General features: G+C 37.8%; 22 protein-coding genes. 6 read left to right on the top strand and 16 right to left on the bottom strand.

The window, feature by feature from the left end; translation table 11 throughout:
• Positions 1 to 1,707, bottom strand: a complete 1,707-nt coding sequence (locus tag AR328_RS08515) for a methyl-accepting chemotaxis protein (RefSeq protein ID WP_066294650.1) — start codon at positions 1,705 to 1,707, stop codon at positions 1 to 3.
• A 169-nt stretch (positions 1,708 to 1,876) separates the two neighbouring features.
• Here AR328_RS08515 and AR328_RS08510 point away from each other — a divergent pair, with 169 nt between their 5' ends.
• Together AR328_RS08510 and ispG are read left to right on the top strand one after the other, a co-directional pair.
• On the top strand, positions 1,877 to 2,200 hold the full coding sequence (locus AR328_RS08510; protein ID WP_066293421.1) for a hypothetical protein: 324 nt from the start codon (positions 1,877 to 1,879) through the stop codon (positions 2,198 to 2,200).
• Positions 2,201 to 2,322: 122 nt separating this feature from the next.
• Positions 2,323 to 3,438, top strand: coding sequence for a flavodoxin-dependent (E)-4-hydroxy-3-methylbut-2-enyl-diphosphate synthase (gene ispG / locus AR328_RS08505; protein WP_066293418.1), 1,116 nt, complete (start codon positions 2,323 to 2,325; stop codon positions 3,436 to 3,438).
• A gap of 42 nt (positions 3,439 to 3,480) precedes the next feature.
• Here the strand turns inward: ispG and AR328_RS08500 are convergent, their stop codons facing one another.
• Positions 3,481 to 3,861, bottom strand: a complete 381-nt coding sequence (locus tag AR328_RS08500; RefSeq protein WP_197414434.1) for a DUF4190 domain-containing protein — start codon at positions 3,859 to 3,861, stop codon at positions 3,481 to 3,483.
• Positions 3,862 to 4,154: 293 nt separating this feature from the next.
• Between AR328_RS08500 and AR328_RS08495 the strand changes: the two genes are divergently transcribed.
• Positions 4,155 to 4,727 (top strand): hypothetical protein, encoded by a 573-nt coding sequence (locus tag AR328_RS08495; RefSeq protein ID WP_066293411.1) that lies wholly within the window; start codon positions 4,155 to 4,157, stop codon positions 4,725 to 4,727.
• Between the two features lie 31 nt (positions 4,728 to 4,758).
• Here the strand turns inward: AR328_RS08495 and AR328_RS08490 are convergent, their stop codons facing one another.
• Genes AR328_RS08490 through AR328_RS08480 form a run of 3 tightly spaced genes read right to left on the bottom strand, consistent with a single transcriptional unit; the run spans position 4,759 to position 6,837 of the window.
• Positions 4,759 to 5,172 (bottom strand): Fur family transcriptional regulator, encoded by a 414-nt coding sequence (locus AR328_RS08490; protein WP_066293407.1) that lies wholly within the window; start codon positions 5,170 to 5,172, stop codon positions 4,759 to 4,761.
• Between the two features lie 31 nt (positions 5,173 to 5,203).
• Complete coding sequence (locus AR328_RS08485; protein WP_066293404.1) at positions 5,204 to 6,040, bottom strand: metal ABC transporter permease; 837 nt, start codon at positions 6,038 to 6,040, stop codon at positions 5,204 to 5,206.
• Positions 6,034 to 6,837, bottom strand: a complete 804-nt coding sequence (locus tag AR328_RS08480; RefSeq protein ID WP_066293399.1) for a metal ABC transporter ATP-binding protein — start codon at positions 6,835 to 6,837, stop codon at positions 6,034 to 6,036. The genes AR328_RS08485 and AR328_RS08480 overlap by 7 nt, the downstream gene beginning before the upstream one ends.
• A 163-nt stretch (positions 6,838 to 7,000) precedes the next feature.
• Between AR328_RS08480 and AR328_RS08475 the strand changes: the two genes are divergently transcribed.
• Entirely contained in the window at positions 7,001 to 7,255 is a 255-nt protein-coding gene (locus AR328_RS08475) for a DUF2624 domain-containing protein (protein WP_066293394.1), read from the top strand.
• 68 nt (positions 7,256 to 7,323) lie between these two features.
• On the opposite strand, the gene AR328_RS08470 is transcribed toward AR328_RS08475, so the two are convergent.
• Together AR328_RS08470 and AR328_RS08465 are read right to left on the bottom strand one after the other, a co-directional pair.
• Positions 7,324 to 8,217, bottom strand: a complete 894-nt coding sequence (locus AR328_RS08470; protein WP_066293389.1) for a deoxyribonuclease IV — start codon at positions 8,215 to 8,217, stop codon at positions 7,324 to 7,326.
• Positions 8,218 to 8,243: 26 nt separating this feature from the next.
• Positions 8,244 to 9,557, bottom strand: coding sequence for a DEAD/DEAH box helicase (locus tag AR328_RS08465; protein WP_066293386.1), 1,314 nt, complete (start codon positions 9,555 to 9,557; stop codon positions 8,244 to 8,246).
• Positions 9,558 to 9,751: 194 nt separating this feature from the next.
• Here AR328_RS08465 and vrrA point away from each other — a divergent pair, with 194 nt between their 5' ends.
• Entirely contained in the window at positions 9,752 to 10,477 is a 726-nt protein-coding gene (vrrA, locus tag AR328_RS08460; protein ID WP_066293383.1) for a VrrA/YqfQ family protein, read from the top strand.
• 191 nt (positions 10,478 to 10,668) lie between these two features.
• On the top strand, positions 10,669 to 11,610 hold the full coding sequence (locus AR328_RS08455; protein ID WP_066293380.1) for a 4-hydroxy-3-methylbut-2-enyl diphosphate reductase: 942 nt from the start codon (positions 10,669 to 10,671) through the stop codon (positions 11,608 to 11,610).
• A gap of 49 nt (positions 11,611 to 11,659) precedes the next feature.
• Here the strand turns inward: AR328_RS08455 and AR328_RS08450 are convergent, their stop codons facing one another.
• The 9 genes from AR328_RS08450 to AR328_RS08415 form a co-directional block, all read right to left on the bottom strand.
• Positions 11,660 to 12,775 carry a Nif3-like dinuclear metal center hexameric protein gene (locus tag AR328_RS08450; protein WP_066293378.1) on the bottom strand — a complete coding sequence of 372 codons (1,116 nt, stop codon included), beginning with the start codon at positions 12,773 to 12,775 and terminating at the stop codon, positions 11,660 to 11,662.
• The gene (locus AR328_RS08445; RefSeq protein ID WP_066293376.1) at positions 12,772 to 13,482 is read right to left on the bottom strand and encodes a tRNA (adenine(22)-N(1))-methyltransferase; all 711 of its coding nucleotides are present in this window, start codon (positions 13,480 to 13,482) and stop codon (positions 12,772 to 12,774) included. Before AR328_RS08445 ends, AR328_RS08450 begins: the two co-directional genes overlap by 4 nt.
• Positions 13,483 to 13,705: 223 nt before the next feature.
• On the bottom strand, positions 13,706 to 14,068 hold the full coding sequence (cccA, locus tag AR328_RS08440) for a cytochrome c550 (protein ID WP_066293373.1): 363 nt from the start codon (positions 14,066 to 14,068) through the stop codon (positions 13,706 to 13,708).
• Positions 14,069 to 14,295: 227 nt separating this feature from the next.
• Positions 14,296 to 14,829, bottom strand: a complete 534-nt coding sequence (locus AR328_RS08435; RefSeq protein WP_066293363.1) for a hypothetical protein — start codon at positions 14,827 to 14,829, stop codon at positions 14,296 to 14,298.
• Between the two features lie 81 nt (positions 14,830 to 14,910).
• Entirely contained in the window at positions 14,911 to 16,038 is a 1,128-nt protein-coding gene (gene rpoD, locus AR328_RS08430) for an RNA polymerase sigma factor RpoD (protein ID WP_066293361.1), read from the bottom strand.
• A 50-nt stretch (positions 16,039 to 16,088) separates the two neighbouring features.
• Positions 16,089 to 17,900: a DNA primase gene (dnaG, locus tag AR328_RS08425; RefSeq protein ID WP_066293359.1), complete on the bottom strand. Its 1,812-nt coding sequence runs from the start codon at positions 17,898 to 17,900 to the stop codon at positions 16,089 to 16,091.
• Between the two features lie 102 nt (positions 17,901 to 18,002).
• Positions 18,003 to 18,170, bottom strand: coding sequence for a DUF188 domain-containing protein (locus tag AR328_RS22180; protein WP_156422665.1), 168 nt, complete (start codon positions 18,168 to 18,170; stop codon positions 18,003 to 18,005).
• 484 nt (positions 18,171 to 18,654) lie between these two features.
• The gene (locus AR328_RS08420; protein ID WP_066293356.1) at positions 18,655 to 19,473 is read right to left on the bottom strand and encodes a pyruvate, water dikinase regulatory protein; all 819 of its coding nucleotides are present in this window, start codon (positions 19,471 to 19,473) and stop codon (positions 18,655 to 18,657) included.
• Between the two features lie 29 nt (positions 19,474 to 19,502).
• Positions 19,503 to 20,135 (bottom strand): helix-turn-helix transcriptional regulator, encoded by a 633-nt coding sequence (locus AR328_RS08415; protein WP_197414433.1) that lies wholly within the window; start codon positions 20,133 to 20,135, stop codon positions 19,503 to 19,505.
• Positions 20,136 to 20,240: the final 105 nt, after the last annotated feature.

Genomic DNA, 20,240 nt, shown 5'->3' with positions numbered 1-20,240 from the left:
TTATCGGACGCTTTGCGAATATCGAAACTCTTCATTAAGCTCTGCAAGTGATTGCGAGAGTTCCTTCAGTTTTTCACCAGACTCATGGTTCTTCCTCATTTTTATCATTTGTTTTTGCGATGCTTCAACGACCTGTTCTGCGCTTGCAAAGGTTTCCTGTGAGACTGAGACGAAGTTTTCAGTTACAGATTCCATCTTAGGAAGGGTATCATTCAATCCAACTAATTTACCCTGCACATGACGAATCATTTCACTTACAGCGGCGATTTCGCGCATTAACACATCAAAGGATTTCCTGCTGATTGTTGCCGTTTCAAGATGTGATTGAAAATGAACAAGCATTTCCTCGAATTCATTCGAAGCCTTCAGAGAGATTAGCTCCATTTTTTCAATAGTATGCTTTATTTCCTCTGTTGCTTGTGAAGATTGCTCTGCTAAATTCCTAACTTCATTTGCCACTACTGCAAAGCCGCTGCCCGCTTCTCCTGCCCTTGCTGCTTCTATGGCGGCATTTAATGCCAAAAGCTTAGTTTGCCCTGCCATCTGTTGGATAAACGTAACAACTTCAGCAATGGATGCTGAATGTTCCTTCACCTCCTGGACGGTTGCAGAAACAGTTTTGAATTCATCGCTCAAGTGATTAAAAGCTTGAATAAGATTCTCAACACTCGATTCTCCATCATGGGCTGATTCATTCATGGATTGTGTTTTATTCATAATTTCCTTCATTTGTTCAAAAATATCATTGATGGCATCTCGCATACTTTGAAACATTTGGATACTATCATCTGAACTGCTGGCCGTTTGTTCAGCCCCCATTTTCACAATTTGAATCGCCCTCATCAACTGCTCGTTTTCCACCATTACCTCACCGGATATTTGCTGGAGATCCCCGCCTGTTTCTGATAAATCCCGAGTAGTGGCTGTTATTTTAGATAAAAGCGAGCTCATTTGTTTAATCATTGCATCGAAACTTTTGATAAGAGAGGTAATTTCGGGTGTTGTAGTATTCGCTTTTACTTGAATATCTAAATTTCCATTCCGTGCTTCCTTCATAACCTCTCTCAGCCTTGATAATGGACTTGTTAAATTTCTTACTAATAAAATAACAATAACTGAGGTAATAGAAAGACTGATAATGACTGCAATTATTATGTATTTAGCCATTTCATTCACTTCTTTTAAATATTGACTTTGCGGGATAGCAATGACATAAATTCCTTTTAGCTCCTGAATGGACTGAAATGAAATCGTGTAATCCTCTCCGCCAATATTTTGATGAATGAGCCCATTTTGTTTATTCATTATTTCATCAATGGTTGATTCGGAAAATTGGATTTTTGTATTTTTACTAATTTGGAATGGAGTGGCTCCTTTTTCATTAACTAAGAAAAAGCTCCCGCTTAGCCCATCCTGTGCAAACCCGGCATCCTGGCTTTTTATCACTTGATTCATTTTTTTATTAAAATATTCCTCATTGCCTACATAGATAAGCATGAGATTTTGAGATAGATCATAAATCGATTTTACTTCTTTAAGCAATCGCTGTTCTATTAAATTTACGGCCGTATCCTTTGATTTTACGTAAGAGATATAAGCTACTGATGATACGGTAAAAAGGAGCAAACCTAATATTAGAACAAGCAGCCTTGTTTGCAGAGTAATTTTTGCCAATAATGTTCTTGTTGCAGCTTGGATCTTCCCCATTAACAAATAATTTCCCCCTTCCAAAATTTATTTCATTATGGCAGAGGAATATTAAGGCTTTGTAAAGAGATGGTAATGTTTCCATTAATTTTCCCGACTAAAGTTCTATTTTTTTAGTACAAGCATACATATTAGGTAAACATCTCATTTATTCCGGAGGTTTTCCTATATGAAACGTCTTGCCCTTTTTCTGCTATCAGTCCTCGTAATTTATGTAATCTATTTTGACCTGACAAAGGGAACTCTTCCTCTTCCTGCTGTGGATGAACCAGTTATTGAAGCGATGGCGGTGAATGAAACTTCATTGCCCTATTTTGAAAAAAAAGTATCATCAGGTGATACAGTCTTATCGCTTGTAGAAAAAAACATAAATTCTCCACTTTCTGTTTCCATTTCCAAAGTCATTGCTGATTTTAAACTATTAAATAATGGCTTAAGTCCGGAAAAAATTAAATCCGGTTACACTTATAAGTTTCCTGATTATCGTAACTAACTATAAAATTTACCACAGCTGGATAACCGTCATTCTTGTCAATATCAATGAAACATTGATACAATAGCAATGGATAAAAAAAAGCATCATTAAGAACTGTTAATAGAAGGAGCGAATCTCCATTGAGTGAAATTATACATCGTACAAAAACGCGTCCAGTCAAGGTTGGACCATTAACGATTGGCGGCAGCAACGAGTTGTTTATCCAAAGCATGACGACAACTAAAACGCATGATGTTCAGGCTACTGTAGCTGAAATTAAACGTTTAGAGGAAGCTGGCTGTCAGATCGTACGTGTAGCTTGTCCGGATGAAAGGGCTGCAAACGCGATTGCAGAAATAAAAAAACAAATTAACATACCGCTCGTTGTCGATATTCATTTTGACTATAAGCTTGCTCTGAAAGCCATTGAAGGCGGAGCTGATAAAATTAGAATCAATCCTGGAAATATCGGAAAGCGCGAAAAGGTAGAGGCTGTTGTAAAGGCTGCAAAAGAAAAAGGGATACCTATCCGCATCGGAGTCAATGCAGGCTCACTAGAGAAGAAGATTCTAGAAAAATACGGTTATCCAACTGCGGATGGAATGGTTGAAAGTGCCCTTCACCACATTAAAATTCTTGAAGATCTAGATTTCCATGATATTATTGTTTCGATGAAGGCGTCTGATGTCAATTTAGCTATTGAAGCATATGAAAAGGCAGCAAAGGCATTTGATTACCCGCTCCATCTTGGAATTACAGAATCAGGCACGCTATTTGCAGGAACTGTGAAAAGTGCGGCAGGTCTCGGTGTCATTCTCAATAAAGGAATTGGAAACACTCTTCGTATTTCTTTAAGTGCGGACCCTGTTGAAGAAGTTAAGGTAGCACGTGAATTATTAAAGGTATTCGGACTATCTTCTAATGCTGCAACATTAATTTCCTGTCCAACATGCGGCAGAATTGAAATTGATTTAATAAGCATTGCGAATGAGGTAGAAGAATATATTCAGAAAATCAAAGCTCCAATCAAAGTGGCAGTCCTTGGATGTGCGGTAAACGGGCCGGGTGAAGCACGCGAGGCAGATATCGGTATTGCCGGAGCTAGAGGGGAAGGGCTCCTATTCCGTAAAGGGGAAATTGTCCGGAAAGTCCCTGAAGAAACAATGGTCGACGAATTAAAAATTGAAATCGACAAAATTGCCGCTGAATACTTTGCTAAACAAGACGAAGAAAAAAAGAATGCTGAAACAGTGTAATAAATTAAGAAGAGGGTGACAAAGTCACTCTCTTCTTTCATGTTAAAAAAATGGAAGGATAAACATCCCGACAATAATGGATATTACCCCTATTCCAATTGCCCAGCTTCCTAAGCTTAAAGCTCCCCGGCGCCGTGCAATGAACCCAAGTACAATACCTGTTGCTCCAAATAAGACTGGGAATACGAACAAAGAGATAATGGAAAGAACTAATGCAGCAATTCCCATTCCTCTACCCGCTGTTTCCGTTTCATTATCTCTCTCACTTATTGTATTTGTTCTACCCCTGTCAAATGAAATAGGTGCAGCAATCTCAGCAGAGGTTTCTTCATTATAATCCGCAGCTCCATATTGGTCTTTATCGCCAATGTTCTCGCTATGACGAAGATCATAATCCTCGTAATCACGTTCTTGATCTGCCATCTTAATCCCTCGCTTTCAAATATGGAAACATTCGTTTTCCATGTTGCAGCCTGACTTTCTAAGGAAACAAAGATTTATTTGCATCATTTCGGAGCGAAGCTTTTGAAATGGGCACAAAGCTCTTTCGATTCCCGTAAAAGCATTTTTTTTGGAGCATTAATATTGTTTACGAAAATCGCCATTTTAAAAATGTTAATGTTTTACTATGTCCCATGTTTTTTACTAAATGCCTTTAGTCCGTTACACTCTTCTGATAAGATATAGGAGAATTTGTTTAAAGGGGAGTATTATGTATGAAAAAGCGTTTTGGAATTGATATTGATGGGACAGTTTCATGTCCATCTTCATTGATCCCATTTTTAAATAAAGCCTTTCAATTAAATATTACTTTAAATGATGTCAAACAATACGATCTTACCCATTTAGTAGACATTACAAAGGAAGAATTTGCACATTGGTTTGCTGAAAGTGAGCCGGCTATATATGCTGCTTCACCGCTCGCTAAGGGGGCAAAAGAGGTATTAAATAAATGGGAAAACGAGCATGAGTTATTTTTCATTAGTGCCAGAGGCTCTCATTTAATGGAACTGACAGAAAAGTGGTTTTTGGAGCATGCTTTGTCCTTTCATCATATTGATTTAATTGGCACACATTATAAGGTGCAGGCAGCAAAGGATTATAAAGTCGATATCTTTTTCGAAGATAAACATGATAATGCTGTAATGATCCACGAGGAATGTCAAATTCCTGTAATATTATTTGATACGCCGTATAACCAGGATCCAATTCCTCCTGGCGTCATTCGTGTTAATAACTGGATGGAAGCAAACGAATGGGTAGATAAATGGTTAAAAGAGGCTAAATAAATAACGGCGTTAAGCCGTTTTTATTTAGCCTTTAACTGACACATTCCGGGCAGCGGCCATATATTTCAAATTTATGTCCGGAAATATCATAGCCCTTTAAATTGTCCTGCAGCTCCTGCATTGGACATGTGTCAATTTCTTTCGTTTTCCCGCAATCCATACATATAAAATGATGATGATGATGTTCATGTGCGCAAGTATAACGAAAATGCTTCTCCCCTGAAAGCTCCGTCATTTCAAAAATGCCAAGCTCGACAAATAAAGATAAATTTCTATAAATCGTATCAAAGCTTAATCCAGGATAATCATCCTTCATCCATGTCAAAACATCCCGTGCAGTTAAATATTTATTGCTATTTGCAAAAAACTGCAGCATTTCTTCTCTTTTTCCTGTATGTTTATAGCCCTTTTCCTTTAAAAGCTGCAAGGCTTCATTGATATCCACTTCATTCACCTCTTTAAAAATGAACTCTATGTTATATGTTAGTTGTGAATTTCTTGAACAAGATCGTTAGGATCAAAATAAAGACTGCGATCATAACGATTGTTCCGCCTGGGGCTAAATCTAAATAATAAGAGAGTGTGAGGCCGCCTAGTACGGAAGTTTCGCCAAATAATACTGAATAAAAGATCGTTTGTTTAAAGCCTTTTGCAATGCGAATACTCGCTGCGACCGGCAAGGTCATTAAAGAAGAAACTAGCAGAATCCCCACAATGCGCATCGAAGCAGCAATCACAAGTGCAACCATGACGATAAAAATAAAATGCACCCATTTTGCAGCGATCCCAGAAGCCTTTGCATGTTCTTCATCAAAAGAAAGTAAGAATAATTCTTTGTAAAGAAGAAAAATCATTGATATGACGAGAATGCTAATAATGATAATCGTCCATAAATCAACACGGCTTACCGCACTGACACTCCCAAATAAATAACTAAATAAATCTGTATTAAATCCATCTGCAAGAGAAATAAATATAACCCCGATCCCAATCCCTCCGGATAATATAATTGGGATAGCCAGCTCTTGATAATGCTTATATACAGATCTTAGCTTTTCAATAAACAAGGACCCTGTCACAGAAAAAGCCATCCCCATATAAATGGGATTCAATCCGCTTAATCCCGTTATTTTCCTTTCGAGATAGAGACTTGCTGCGATCCCAGCAAGGGTAACATGGCTTAAAGCATCGGCAATAAGTGATAGCCTTCGAACAACGATAAAAACACCTAATAATGGAGCAATGATTCCAATAATAATTCCCGTTAAAAAGGCATTTTGCAAAAATTCATATTGTAGTATCCCCGCTAGCATTGCCCTGCTCCTCCATGCTGGTGGTGATGGTGATCATGATTATGTGTCAGGATATGAATATCATGACCATAAAAATCAGACATCTCCTCCATTTTCAACTGTTCAAACTCATTCGTTTCCCCATGAAAATGTAAATGCTTATTTAAACAAGCAACATGAGTAACTTTATCAGATATAACGCCAATATCATGCGTGACTAAAAGAAGTGTAATTCCTAATTCTTTATTTAGATTATCGAGCATTTCGTAAAAGGATTGCACATTTTGTGCATCAACTCCCACAGTAGGCTCATCTAAAATCATTAGTTTCGGATTGCTTACTAAAGCTCTTGCTATGAATACACGCTGCTGCTGGCCTCCAGAAAGCTCCCCAATATTGCGTTTTAGAAAAGGAAGAAGTCCGACTGAGTCGATCGCTTTTATAACTTTTTGCTTGTGCTCCATTTTCATAATCTTAAAAAGACCAAGCTTTTTCGTCAATCCACTAGCAACCACTTCATATACGGTTGCTGGAAAACCGGTGTTAAATGAGTTTGCTTTTTGCGAAACAAAGCCAATTTTGTGCCAATCCTTAAATTTGCTTATATCTTGGCCAAACAACTGAATTTCACCTTTTTGCGTTTTAAGCAGCCCTAGAATGAGCTTTAATAAAGTGGATTTCCCTGAACCATTTGGACCAACAATTCCTAGAAATGCCCCTTTATTTATCGATAAATTAATATCTTCCAGCACATTTTCTTTTTCATACCGGTAAGATAATTGATTGATATTTATAATAGGCTTATCATGTGCCTCCATTTGCTATCACCTTTTTAAATTAAGAATCATTCCGATTTAACAAAAGTTAGTATACAGGAAGAAAAAATATTTGTAAAGAAACAAGCCATCTTCCTTTAATTAGTAATTCGCAGTCACATAATGCCTATTTCCTTCATAAAGTACTACGGAGGAGTGATGAGAGATGAAGATCTTTGAAAATATCATCAATCATAAAATAACCAATATTACTGCCGATGAATTATTAAAATATGGAGACCAATTCCAAATCTCAATTACAAAGCAGCAAGCGAGTAAAATCGCAGCTTATCTGCGTGGAAAAAGCATTAATATTTTTAATGATGCCGAGCGTTCTAAATTAATTAAAGAAATCGCGAAACTAGCTGGTCCGGAAACGGCTAGACAAGTTAACCAATTGTTTATTCAGCTTACGAAATAACTAAAGATTTTTTCCATTAGAAAAAAGCTGCGAATGATTTCACAGCTTTTTCTTTATTTTAAATTAATTTATCCCTGCATAATGAGGTCTTGAAGATTATCGTTAAATTCTTTAGCTTTCAGCATTTCAATTTCATGCTTATATGGAGCTTTTTTATTATTTTTATCCTCTCCCACGAAAGGCGTCTCAAGAATTTTTGGAATGTCTTTCAACTGTGGATGATGGACGATATAATTTAATGCTTTGAAGCCGATATGGCCAAAGCCAATATTCTCATGGCGATCCTTACGCATCCCGCGCTCATTTTTACTATCGTTAATATGCAATACCTTCAAACGGTCAAGCCCAATGATCCGATCAAATTGTTCTAATACCCCATCGAAGTCTTCAACAATGTTATAGCCGGCATCATGTGTATGACAAGTATCGAAACAGACGGAAAGATGGTCATTATAATTAACCCCGTCTATGATCATTGCTAGCTCCTCAAAAGATTTTCCACATTCGGAGCCTTTTCCAGCCATCGTTTCAAGAGCGATTTGGACCTTTTCGTCTCCTTTTAAAACTTCATTAAGCCCTTCCACAATTTTCTTAATTCCGGCCTCTGTCCCTGCTCCAACATGAGCACCTGGATGTAAAACGATTTGTTTTGCCCCGATTGCCTCTGTACGATCAATTTCTGTCCTTAAGAAATTAACCCCTAGCTCAAAAGTATTCGGATTTTCGGTATTTCCAATATTAATAATATAAGGTGCATGGACAACAATATCGGATATTCCGTTTGCCTCCATATGCGCAATACCGGCTTCAATATTCAAATCCTCGATTTTTTTTCTTCTCGTATTTTGAGGGGCGCCCGTATATATCATAAACGTATTTGACCCATAGGATATCGCTTCCTTGCTGGCAGCTAAGAGCATGTCCTTTCCACTCATTGATACGTGTGAACCAATTTTCAACATAATGATTTCCTCTCTCCCTTTGTAATCTATTTTTTACGCTGTAATCTCTTTTGGCGTTTTTTGAAGCTTTCTATTTCAGTTTGCATTTTCTTTTTATATCCAGGCTTTACCTTTTTAGGCTTTTGAATCATCGACTGTGCCTGTTTATCAATTTCGTCCGTTTGCTTCTGACGGCTTTTGCGTTTATTTCTCTTGCCTAAATCTGCCCATTCCCCTTTTTGCAGATCAACATGGCGGAATTCGATCCCCATTTTATCAAGACGATTTAGTGCATCCTCATCGGGTGTATCATAAATTGTAAGTGCAATACCAGAATTGCCTGCACGGGCTGTTCTCCCAACACGGTGAATATAAAAATCTAAATCAGAAGGCAATTCATAGTTAATAACGTGACTGATTCCTTGAATATCAATCCCTCTAGCAGCTAAATCAGTGGCAACAATATATTGGAATTCCAGATCTTTTATTTGCTTCATCATTTTTTTGCGCTCGCGAGGATTCAGATCCCCGTGAATACGGCCCACTTTCAATCCTTTTTTAATTAAGGAATCAGCTACTTCATCTGCCATTTTCTTCGTATTTGCAAAAACGATGGCTAAATAGGGATTAAATAAAGTTAATGCATCATGTACAAGGTTCACTTTATTGCGATGGCGGGATGGCATAATCCAATGCTCTATTTTCGCTGCTGTTACTTGTTCAGGCTCGATTTGAATGTATTTTGGATTTTCCATATACTTTTTAAGAAACGGCTTTAATTTTTCTGGAATGGTTGCGGAAAAAATCAGCATCTGCAGCTTTTCAGGCATTCTTGCTGCAATTTGATCCACATCCTCGATAAAGCCCATATCAAGCATAAGATCTGCTTCGTCTACTACAAGCATATTGGCTGTATGCACAAACAAGGCTTGTTCCTTAATCAAATCGTTAATTCTTCCAGGAGTCCCGACAACAACTTGGGGCTGAGTTTTTAACTTTTCAATAGATCTCTGCTTGTCTGTTCCCCCAACATAACAGCGTGCCGAAATTTCTTGTCCCTCTTGACAGTGCTTTGTTACCTTTAGTATTTCATGATAAATTTGGGTCGCAAGCTCTCTTGTTGGTGCCGTAATTACTGCTTGTACTTCCTGTTTTTCAAAATCAACCTTTTGCAATATTGGTAAAATATAAGCATGCGTTTTTCCTGTTCCCGTTTGTGATTGGCCAATGGCACTTTCACCTTTTAATACAGTTGGAAATAATCTTTCTTGGATTTCAGTTGGCTCATAAAATCCTAAATCCTTCACTGCTTCCAAAATAAATGTCTTAAAATCATATCGTTCAAACTTATTATCCTTCATTTATATAGCTCCTCATTTGTCGATTCATGTAATCATCCTGTTATTATAATAAAGTTTGCATGAAATAACCACTTATACCTGCTTCAAACATCATTTTAACTTTATTTTTACCTATTTATCAAAAAAAGTCCTAAAACCATTTTATTAATTCCGCATAGTTTATTACTAATAGAGATTAGAATGGAGGTCATGTTATGTTTCATGGACCAAGTGCGCCTTATCGAGGAGGATTTCCTCCGCAGCCTTATCAAAATCAAATGCCTTCCCGCCCGCCAATGGGGCCCCCTTCCTCTCCCTTCCCCCCTATGGCTGGAGGAGGATTTAGAGGACCAGGCGGACCACCGCAAATGGGGCGTGGAGGCGGAGGATTTAGAGGACCAGGCGGACCGCCGCAAATGGGACGTGGAGGCGGAGGATTTAGGGGACCAGGCGGGCCGCCGCAAGGGAGACAAGGCGGCGGGGGCTTGCTATCCAAGCTGCTGGGCCGCGGGAACCAACAGGCTCGCGGCATCGGGGCAGGAGCGATGCAATCAGCGAGCAGGGCTGCCGGAGCAGCTGGAGGTAATGGTGCAGGTGCAGGGGGAATCCTAAAAACTCTCAGTAATCCGGGAGCTATTACTGGCTTTTTAGAAAATACGCAGAAGGTATTAAACACAGCTCAGCAATTCGGACCAATGGTACAGCAATATGGGCCAATGGTAAAAAACATTCCAGCGATATGGAAGCTTTATCGAGGATTAAAAAACTCATCTGATGACACGGAAGAGAAAGTGAAGGACAATAAAGAGCCCGCCAAAACAAAAAAAACTGCTAAACAAACAAAGAAAAAAGAAGGAACATCTCAACCAACTGAACAAATTCCTATTCAAAGCGAAAAAAAGAGAGATATAGGAACTTCTAGACCGAGGCTTTACGTTTAAACAAGCTGCTTTACGGAATATTTTTTTATGTCCATGATGAGAAACACTCCCTTTGGAATTCTCTTTTAGTATGATTATTATCAAATGTCCGATATAATAGTATACGTGATTTGTTCATATATCTATTTGAACTAAAATAACAATAATTAATCACCATATATAGATTCAAACTTAAGGGGGTTTCTTTGATCATGGAGATTATTAAAATATCACCGCGCGGCTACTGCTACGGGGTTGTTGATGCCATGGTAATTGCGAGAAATGCTGCACTCGATAAAAATTTGCCTAGACCCATTTATATACTTGGAATGATTGTTCATAACAAACATGTAACTGATGCCTTTGAAGAAGAGGGAATCATTACATTGGATGGGAACAATCGATTAGAAATTCTTGAAAAGGTCGATAAAGGTACCGTTATTTTCACAGCACATGGAATTTCTCCACAAGTGAGGGAATTGGCGAAGCAAAAAGGACTCATTACCATTGATGCAACATGCCCTGACGTTACGAGAACCCATGATTTAATTAAGGATAAGACAAAAGAAGGCTTTAAGATTATCTACATTGGCAAAAAAGGACATCCGGAACCTGAGGGAGCTGTAGGAGTTGCCCCTCATGATGTATACCTTGTAGAAACGATAGATGATGTCAACGCATTAAATATTCAAAGCGAAAAAATCGTTGTCACGAATCAAACAACGATGAGCCAATGGGACGTTAAGCATGTGATGGAACAAATTGAAGAAAAATATCCTCATGCTGAATTCCATAAAGAAATATGCCTTGCAACCCAAGTTCGTCAAGAGGCTGTGGCAGAACAAGCTGGTGAAGCTGACGTACTTATAGTAGTCGGCGATCCAAAAAGCAATAACTCAAACAGGCTGGCACAGGTTTCAGAAGAAATTGCCGGTACTGAGGCCTATCGTATTGCTGACGTAACTGAGTTAAATATCGACTGGATTAAAAATGCGTCAACCGTTGCCGTGACATCAGGAGCATCTACACCAACGCCAATCACGAAAGAAGTCATTTCATTTATTGAACAATTTAATCCGAATGATGAAAGTACATGGGTAAAAGAGAAAAAAGTGCCATTAAATAAAATTTTACCAAAGGTTAAAAATAAATAATAAAGAGGGCTGCCTAAAATGGCAGCCCTCCTTTCTTTTAAAACTTTACTTAAACAAATTGAAAAGGATCTGTATGTATTTCAGAAGCAAAGATTGAAACGGCATAGCCCTTTTCTTGGCACATTTTTGTCAATTGCAAGGCTACTCCTTGTTTCATCACCTTTTCGACATTGTGTCCTGGGTCAACAATATTTAATCCCATCATCATGGCGTCATGTGCCACATGATAATACATATCACCCGTTACGTAGACATCGGCTCCTTTAAATTTGGCAGAGGCAAAGTATTTATTCCCATCCCCGCCGAGGACAGCTACTTTTTTAACCTTTGAATCAAGATCTCCTACGACGCGTACACCATTCACATCTAATGTTTGTTTAACGTGATTTGCGAATTCCCCTAATGTCATTTCCTGAACTTCGCCAATTCTGCCTAGACCTAATACTTCACCCTTATTGTCCAGCTTATAAATATCATAGGCTACTTCTTCGTAAGGATGAGCTAGAAACATGGCTTTTAAGATTCTTTTCTCTAAGTGAGCCGGAAAAATCGTTTCAATTCTCAGCTCTTTCACTGACTCTAGCTTTCCATGCTCGCCAATAAACGGATTTGTTCCTTCACCTGGTAAGAACTGCCCAATTCCGGATGATTCGAAACTGCAATGACTGTAATGGCCAATCGCTCCGGCGCCAGCATCTCCTAATGCCTTTTTAAGATCGTCAGCACTATCCTCTGGAACAAAGACAACTAGTTTTTTCAATTCGGTCTCATAGGTAGGAAATAAGACCTCCGTATTAACTAGCTGCAATGCTTCAGCAAGCATATCGTTAACACCGCCAGCAGCAACGTCCAAATTTGTGTGGGCCGCATAGACAGCGATATCATGCTTAATTAATTTCTCAATCAGTTTCCCTGCAGGTGTATCAGTGGCAATTGATTGAAGCGGGCGAAAAATAGGCGGGTGGTGAGCAATTATGAGTTGAACATTCTTAGCGATTGCTTCATCAACTACTTCTTCCAGCACGTCCAGTGCAATCATAACGTTTTCAACTGGCTTATTTAATCTTCCAATTTGCAGACCAATTTTATCACCCTCCAGGCAATAGCCCTTTGGAGAAAACTGTTCAAATAGCTGAATGATTTCATGTCCATTTACATTTTTCAATGACCTAATACCCCCTCAACCATCTTTATCTTCTCTAATAGTTCATTTTTTTTCTCTATCGTTTCCTTTGTAGCAGCTGCATTTTCTAGCTGAGCTAAAATTCTTTGCCAATTCTTTAATTCTCCGAGCCATTTCTTTTTAAAAACTGCAGATTTTTGCTTTAGCAGAAAAGGGCCAAATAATAATTCCGTTTGCAGGTCAAACTCACCTTTTTCCTTTGCATCTCCTTTTTCAGCTACTAAAATCTCATAAATTTTTTCATCTTCTTCAAGAATTTCTTCAGCAATTAAAACCCAGCCATTGTCATTAAGCCAGCTTCTTATTGTAATAGCACTTACATTTGGCTGTAATATCAATCTTTTTACCTGTCCTAGCTTTTCCTTGCCCTCTTCCAAAATATTCGTGATTAAAGCTCCGCCCATCCCAGCAATTGTAATACAATCTACTTCACTCTCTGAGATTACCTGTAACCCATTTCCTTTGCGGACGTTTATTTTGTCATTCAACCCTTCCGCTTCAACTTGGCCTTTTGCAGACTGATACGGTCCCTCTGCCACTTCTCCAGCAACCGCAAATGGGATCATGCCTCGTTTCACTGCATAGCATGGCAAATATGCGTGATCCGAGCCTATATCAGCAAGTCTGTACCCATTTGGAATATAATTTGCAACAGCCTCTAAACGCTGTGATAATTTCTCAGTATTCAATTAATCACCACTTTTCAAGAAAAAAATATGTGTCCACTATTCCTTGCACAGTTAATTTGTCTTTATAATAGTATTAAAAATAGTAAGGTTTTGCAAAGTCTTAACATGCACAGGCAAAAGATCAGCTTAAAAAAAGCCCTTTACAAATGCAAAGGGCTCTTTTTATATTTCGCTCAAATGAGGCCAATGTATAGGCCCTTAAGCTTGTGTTTAACAAATTATTTTATTTTAATTCTGCTAGCCAAGCAGCCATTTCGCCTGCTTTATCTGCTGGAACTAAGCCAGGAGGCATTGCCCCTTTACCATTAACAAGAATATCAGCTATCTCATCCTGTGATAGATGGTCACCTACACCTGTTAAAGCTGGTCCAACTGCACCTTGGTATTGATCACCGTGGCACCCAATACAGCTCTTTTGATAGATCTCCTCAGGGCTTGCTGCAGCCGTTTCTTCCGTCTTTTCACCGCCGCCTTCTCTTTCAATAGCAAGCTGCTCAGCATCACCAAGTCCTTTAAAGGAAATTAGGAACATTGCAACGATACCAAAAGCAAAAATTAAGATGTACGGCATTACTGGATTTTTCATGTTTATACCTCCCTTATGTAAGAACATCTCATATTAAGTAAATGATTATACAAACAATCTCTATTCTACTTCAAAATGTGTAGAAGGAAAAGCCCTTAGGCCAACTTTGTTACAGCAAATTCAAAAATTAGACAAAAATCCAGTGATTTAAGAGGAAATTCCCCATACTTCATTAAGTAAAAAGAGATGATTGTTTTCTCAACATTTAAAAACTTCTAAAAATCTTTTTAATATACAAATATAGAAATCACTATTAATATTATTCCCAAAACTCCAGATATGATAAAGGATGGGAGTTTCAGTTTCCAGCCAGTTAATAACCATAAAAAACAGTTCAAAAATATTATTATGTAAAGGACTATTAGTCTTTCTGGAAATAATCTTGAAATAAATTCAACGGTGGATAATAATAAAATTAAAGCTGAAGCAATTAAAGGAATTTGCAGCAAAATTCCTTTTCTAAAAAAGTAAAAAGTGAAAATAATTCCAGTTAAAACAAATAATATGGAAAAGGCCATTTGCAAAGTAATAGACAATTCAGTAAAATGGATTAAAAATAGAGCTAACGGAATTAGCATTAAAAATAAATAATGGTTTTTCCAATGTATTTTTTTAATAGCGGCTGGCTCTCTCATGTTTTCCGGTTCATTTCCTTCTGTATACAACGCTAAGAGGAAATCACAATAATGTTCAGGAAGCATGCGATTTTTTCGCCAATTCATTATTTCGTTAACAATAATTTTTTTTCTTGTTTCATTCATTAAGGGTACACGTCCATTCCAGCGAAAAAAAAATAGCTTACTTCCATTGTAAGAAGTAAACTATTTTCTGACAATCTTTTTCTATTCTAAAAAGTCTTTTAATCGCTTGCTTCTGCTCGGGTGTCTTAATTTACGCAAAGCCTTCGCTTCAATTTGGCGAATACGTTCTCGTGTAACACCAAATACTTTACCGACTTCCTCTAACGTCCTTGTACGCCCGTCATCAAGCCCAAAGCGAAGACGCAGGACATTTTCCTCACGATCGGTTAAAGTATCTAGAACATCCTCTAGCTGCTCCTTAAGAAGCTCGTAGGCAGCATGCTCAGAAGGTGAAGTGGCATCCTGATCTTCAATGAAGTCGCCTAAGTGGGAATCATCTTCTTCACCAATTGGCGTTTCTAAAGATACAGGCTCTTGCGCAATTTTTAGAATTTCTCTAACTTTATCTGGCGTTAAATCCATATCCTCGGCAATTTCTTCTGGAGTTGGTTCACGGCCAAGGTCCTGAAGTAATTGACGCTGAACACGAATTAATTTGTTAATTGTTTCAACCATATGAACGGGAATTCGGATCGTTCTTGCCTGATCGGCAATCGCTCTAGTAATTGCTTGACGAATCCACCAAGTTGCATACGTACTAAATTTAAAGCCTTTTCGATAATCAAATTTTTCAACGGCTTTTATTAAGCCCATATTTCCTTCTTGAATCAAATCAAGGAAAAGCATACCACGGCCAACATAACGCTTCGCAATACTTACAACTAATCGGAGGTTTGCTTCAGCAAGTCGCCTTTTTGCTTCCTCATCACCATCTTCAATCCGTTCTGCAAGTAATATTTCATCCTCAGCAGAAAGCAGGTCAACACGGCCAATTTCTTTTAAGTACATTCTAACAGGGTCATTGATTTTCACGCCTGGAGGAACACTTAAATCATTTAAGTCAAACTCTTCTTCACCTTTTGCTAATTGCTTAGCATTAGGGTCGGCATCATCGTCAGTGTCACCGACTAGCTCAACACCTTGATCTCCAAGGAACTCATAAAATTCATCCATTTGATGTGAATCCAATTCAAAATGGGCCATTTTTTCTGCAATATCGTCATAGGCAAGAACGCCCGTCTTTTTCCCAACTTCAGTTAATTGTTCCTTCACTTGATCTAGGGTCAATTCTGAATCAACTTCTTTTGAACGAGCTGATTTTTCAGCCATATGTCCCCCTCCTTCCAAAGTCACAGACAATCCTTAAGAAATATCTTAATCTATAGAGACTTGCGCAATTGAATAATTTCCATTGCGATCAAGGCTGCCTTTGCATAATCACTTTTCCGCTCTGCTTCTTTTTGCTCAAGCAGTTTTTCTTTTATCTTTAACATTTTTTGATAATTAAACACCTGTTTTATATAATCCGTTAATTCTTGTTCGCTTAATTCATCGTTAATTTCCATCATTTGAATATCAGCAACAATTCTTTTTAACTTTTCATCAGCGATGAAGTTGATGAATGCACTTGTATCTGATGGGTGCCCTTCTTCATAAAAGCCTAATAAATAAGTAATAATTGCTTGATGCTCATCTACATTAAACGTATTTCCCAGAAGCAAATTCTGAACCTTAAATGCAAGATCACTATCGGCAAGCATATGAGCAATTAATTTTCTCTCAGCTGTATAATATGCAGGCTTCAACTGCTTCGCTTGCTTTTGAAGAATCAGCTGTTTTTTGACTGTCTCGCTGCTCTGTCCCTTAGTCTTCCGTCTTTCTGAAAAATTAATTTGTTTTTCCTGTTCTTTCAGTGCTTCCAGTGAAAGGGAAAATTCATTTGCTAAATGGCGTAAATAATAATCCTTTTCTACTGCATTATCTAATTTGCTTATTTCCGTTAATACTTCTTCGATATAAAGCAGGCGATCTCCTTCATCCTGCAGCTTTTTCCCTCTGCGGTAGTAACGCAGTTTGAATGCCATAAGTGTGTGACTGCCATCTATTACCTCTTGACGAAACTTTTCCGGACCAAATTTTTTAACATAGTCGTCCGGGTCAAGTCCATCCGGCATTAAAGCAACCCTTACTTGACATCCAGCATTAGAAAGCATATTAGCCGCTCTGAAAGCCGCTTCAATTCCAGCATTGTCGGAATCATAGCAAACAGTGATTGACTGAGCATTTCTCTTTAAAGAGGAAACATGGTCCTCCGTTAAGGATGTTCCCATTGTGCCAATACCGTTTTCAACTCCTGCAAGATCAGCAGAAATGACATCCGCAAATCCTTCAAATAAAACAGCCTGCTGGAGTTTCTTGATTTGAGGTCTTGCTAAATGAAAATTATATAAAATTTTACTTTTATTAAAGATTGGCGTTTCAGGACTATTTAAATATTTGGGCTCATCGTCCCCTAAAGATCTTCCTGAAAAGGCAATCGTTTTTCCACTTCGGTCAAAAATCGGAAACATAATCCGGTTGCGAAAACGATCAAAATAACCGCCATCTTTTTCGCGTTTAATAATAAGTCCTGCTTTTTCCATTACCTCTATTGGAAACTTCCTCTTCCCGAGAAATTTATATACAAAATCCCAAGAAGGAAGGGAATAGCCAATTTGAAATTTCTCAATGGCTTCAATCGTAAATCCTCTGCCAAGCAAATAGTCTAGTGCATGTTGGCCATCTTTTGTGTTCAACAGCAGATGATGATAAAATTTACGCAATAGCTCATGCGCCTCCAGCATTTGTTGAATATCGGGAGGAACATTATTTTGAGCGGCTTCGGACTGAACAATTATGTCCAGCTTAATATTCCCTTTTTCGGCTAATTTGACAGCTGCTTCTTGAAAGGTATACCCTTCAAGATCCATTAAGAATGAAAAGGCATTTCCGCCGGCTCCACACCCGAAGCAATGATAAATTTGCTTATCAGGTGAAACGGAAAAAGATGGGGTGTTCTCTCCATGAAATGGGCATAGACCAAAGTAATTTCGCCCTTGCTTTTTTAGTTGAACATAATCGCTTATAATATCAACAATATCGACAGCTTGCCGAATCTCATTCACTTTTTCCTCGGCGATACGCTCTACCATGGGAACAACTCCAATTAATAAAAATCAAGTGTCTTTTGAAGTACACTCTGGGCATCAATTTTAGAAAGAGAATTGATCCATTAATTATTATTTCTATAAAAATTAGTGAACTCCTTCAAAATTCGACAAAATCTTTGTCAATTCTTTCACAAACCTAATACGATCTTCCCGACTGTAAGGCTTGGGCCCCTTCCCATGTATCCCCCTTCTACGCGCTCTGGCTACAGAATGATTATTAGTTAATCGACAATTTCTTCCTTTACAGGACAAGAACCGGCATCAACCAAGATCATTGGATTGCCTAATGTTCTAATTATTCTACATCACTCCACATAATCCTTCTTTCAAAAAACAACTTTTAACTAGACCTGCATTCATTCTAAATTCATGCAGCTGTTAAAAATACGAGTAGATTTTCGGGTCAAGCCGGGTATAATGGTCTAAATGATTTTAGTATCCTGATGCAAAAAACTTCTTGCAGCATTTCCATTACAATTGATCATGTCGAATTGTTTTTATTCCGGTCACTTGACTTCTCACAATAAATAGTTTATTCGTTCATACTCAACTCTAAACCTAAACTATAACATTTTTATCACAATTTTTTATTATAGTATAAAAAACCTTGAATTTCTATTATTTTATCTTATTTCTATTAATATTTTATTTCATCCGCATCAAGGTTTTTAATTTTCTAAAGGTTCTGTTACCTTTTTGTCCTAAAAGAAAAAGGCACATAATACAGAATTATGTGCTAGCTTTTTGGAAAGCTTCTGTGGTATTGATTTAATATTAAATTTGCTGTTTCCTCTACAGCTTTATTCGTTACGTCAATGACAGGACAATTTAATTTGCTGACGATTTTTTCAAAATAATTGATTTCGTCTTTAATCCTCTCAATGTTTGCATAACTGGCATTATCGCTTAACCCTAAAGAAATCAGCCGTTCTCTGCGAATATGATTAAGCTTTTCCGGGCTTATTTTTAGTCCAAAACACTTTTCAGGCTGAACTGAATACAATTCTTCAGGAGGGTCCACTTCTGGCACAAGCGGTACGTTTGCAACCTTTAGTCTCTTATGGGCTAAATACTGTGACAGCGGTGTTTTAGAAGTTCGGGAAACTCCTACAAGAATAATATCTGCCTTTAAAATCCCTCTCGGATCCCGGCCATCGTCATATTTAACAGCAAATTCGATCGCTTCTATTTTCTTAAAATAATCATCGTCTAGTTTTCTGACTAGACCTGGTTCGAATAGAGGCGTTTTTCCATATAAATGTTGAATTTTATCCATTAAGGGGCCAATTATATCACAAGCATAGATCCCTTCCCGCTCAGCCAGTTCATTAATATAATGACGTATATCTGGCTTAACAAGTGTATATACGATCATTCCATTATCCATTTTTGCTAATGAAATGACTTCTTCTATATGAACCTTGTCCTCCACATATGGAAATCGCTTGATTGTTACTCCGCTGCCATTAAATTGGCTGACGGCTGCTTTCGTAACTAATTCGGCAGTCTCTCCAACAGAGTCAGACACAACATAGATGATTGGCTTTTTTGTCATCCCTTAACACCAGCTCCTCTGTACATGATTTAATTATCTTCTGCAAGAGCAAGAAATGCTTTTGTTAAATTTGTTTTTGTAATTCTGCCTATTACCTCAAAGCCTTTTTCCGTTTCTTTAACAATCGGCAGCGCGTCTATTTGTTTCTCAATTAATTTCTTTGCAATATCAATTAATAAGTCTTCCTTCTCACACATTGTAATATTAGGCATTCTTGTCATGATAATGTTTACAGGGATATTCGTTAATTCCTGTTTCCCTATACTTGCACGCAGCAAGTCTTTCCTAGAAAGAACACCAACAAGTATGGACTCTTGATCAACCACAAATAATGTTCCTACATCTTCTAAGAACATTGTGCAAATGGCATCATAAACCGAAACGTTTTCATTCACAACAACAGGTATCGATTGATAATCCTTCACATACAGCTTATTTAAATTATCCGTTAGCAACTGAGTACCTGATTTTCCTGTATAGAAATAGCCGACCCGCGGCCGCGCATCCAAAAAGCCAGCCATTGTTAAAATCGCTAAATCTGGTCTTAATGTTGCTCGGGTTAAATTTAACTTTTCCGCAATATTTTCACCAGTGATTGGCCCATTTTCCTTCACAATCTCTAATATCTTTTCTTGCCGCTTATTTAATTCGATTGTCCTCACCACCTAAATAGAAAAGCGTAAACGCCTTGCCCGGCGTTGAAGCTAGACAAATATATAATGTTATACTTTTATTAAATTATTATATACTATTTAGCATAAATGAAA

This window comes from Bacillus sp. FJAT-29937 (assembly GCF_001509555.1).
In the GTDB taxonomy this organism is placed as follows: Bacteria; Bacillota; Bacilli; order Bacillales; family Cytobacillaceae; genus Cytobacillus.
Note: the sequence above shows the minus strand (reverse complement) of the source record. Positions and strands in the feature narration are given on the sequence as shown.

Excerpts from the sequence above, each read along its gene's own strand:
- AR328_RS08480 (WP_066293399.1), bottom strand. The coding sequence starts at position 6,837 with ATGGAGGCACATGATAAGCCTATTATAAATATCAATCAATTATCTTAC.
- vrrA (WP_066293383.1), top strand. The coding sequence starts at position 9,752 with ATGTTTCATGGACCAAGTGCGCCTTATCGAGGAGGATTTCCTCCGCAG.
- dnaG (WP_066293359.1), bottom strand. The coding sequence starts at position 17,900 with ATGGTAGAGCGTATCGCCGAGGAAAAAGTGAATGAGATTCGGCAAGCT.
- AR328_RS08465 (WP_066293386.1), bottom strand. The coding sequence starts at position 9,557 with ATGAAGGATAATAAGTTTGAACGATATGATTTTAAGACATTTATTTTG.
- AR328_RS08500 (WP_197414434.1), bottom strand. The coding sequence starts at position 3,861 with ATGGCAGATCAAGAACGTGATTACGAGGATTATGATCTTCGTCATAGC.
- AR328_RS08420 (WP_066293356.1), bottom strand. The coding sequence starts at position 19,473 with ATGACAAAAAAGCCAATCATCTATGTTGTGTCTGACTCTGTTGGAGAG.
- AR328_RS08475 (WP_066293394.1), top strand. The coding sequence starts at position 7,001 with ATGAAGATCTTTGAAAATATCATCAATCATAAAATAACCAATATTACT.
- AR328_RS08455 (WP_066293380.1), top strand. The coding sequence starts at position 10,669 with ATGGAGATTATTAAAATATCACCGCGCGGCTACTGCTACGGGGTTGTT.
- AR328_RS08510 (WP_066293421.1), top strand. The coding sequence starts at position 1,877 with ATGAAACGTCTTGCCCTTTTTCTGCTATCAGTCCTCGTAATTTATGTA.
- AR328_RS08470 (WP_066293389.1), bottom strand. The coding sequence starts at position 8,217 with ATGTTGAAAATTGGTTCACACGTATCAATGAGTGGAAAGGACATGCTC.
- rpoD (WP_066293361.1), bottom strand. The coding sequence starts at position 16,038 with ATGGCTGAAAAATCAGCTCGTTCAAAAGAAGTTGATTCAGAATTGACC.
- AR328_RS08485 (WP_066293404.1), bottom strand. The coding sequence starts at position 6,040 with ATGCTAGCGGGGATACTACAATATGAATTTTTGCAAAATGCCTTTTTA.
- AR328_RS08515 (WP_066294650.1), bottom strand. The coding sequence starts at position 1,707 with ATGGGGAAGATCCAAGCTGCAACAAGAACATTATTGGCAAAAATTACT.
- cccA (WP_066293373.1), bottom strand. The coding sequence starts at position 14,068 with ATGAAAAATCCAGTAATGCCGTACATCTTAATTTTTGCTTTTGGTATC.
- AR328_RS08495 (WP_066293411.1), top strand. The coding sequence starts at position 4,155 with ATGAAAAAGCGTTTTGGAATTGATATTGATGGGACAGTTTCATGTCCA.
- AR328_RS08435 (WP_066293363.1), bottom strand. The coding sequence starts at position 14,829 with ATGAATGAAACAAGAAAAAAAATTATTGTTAACGAAATAATGAATTGG.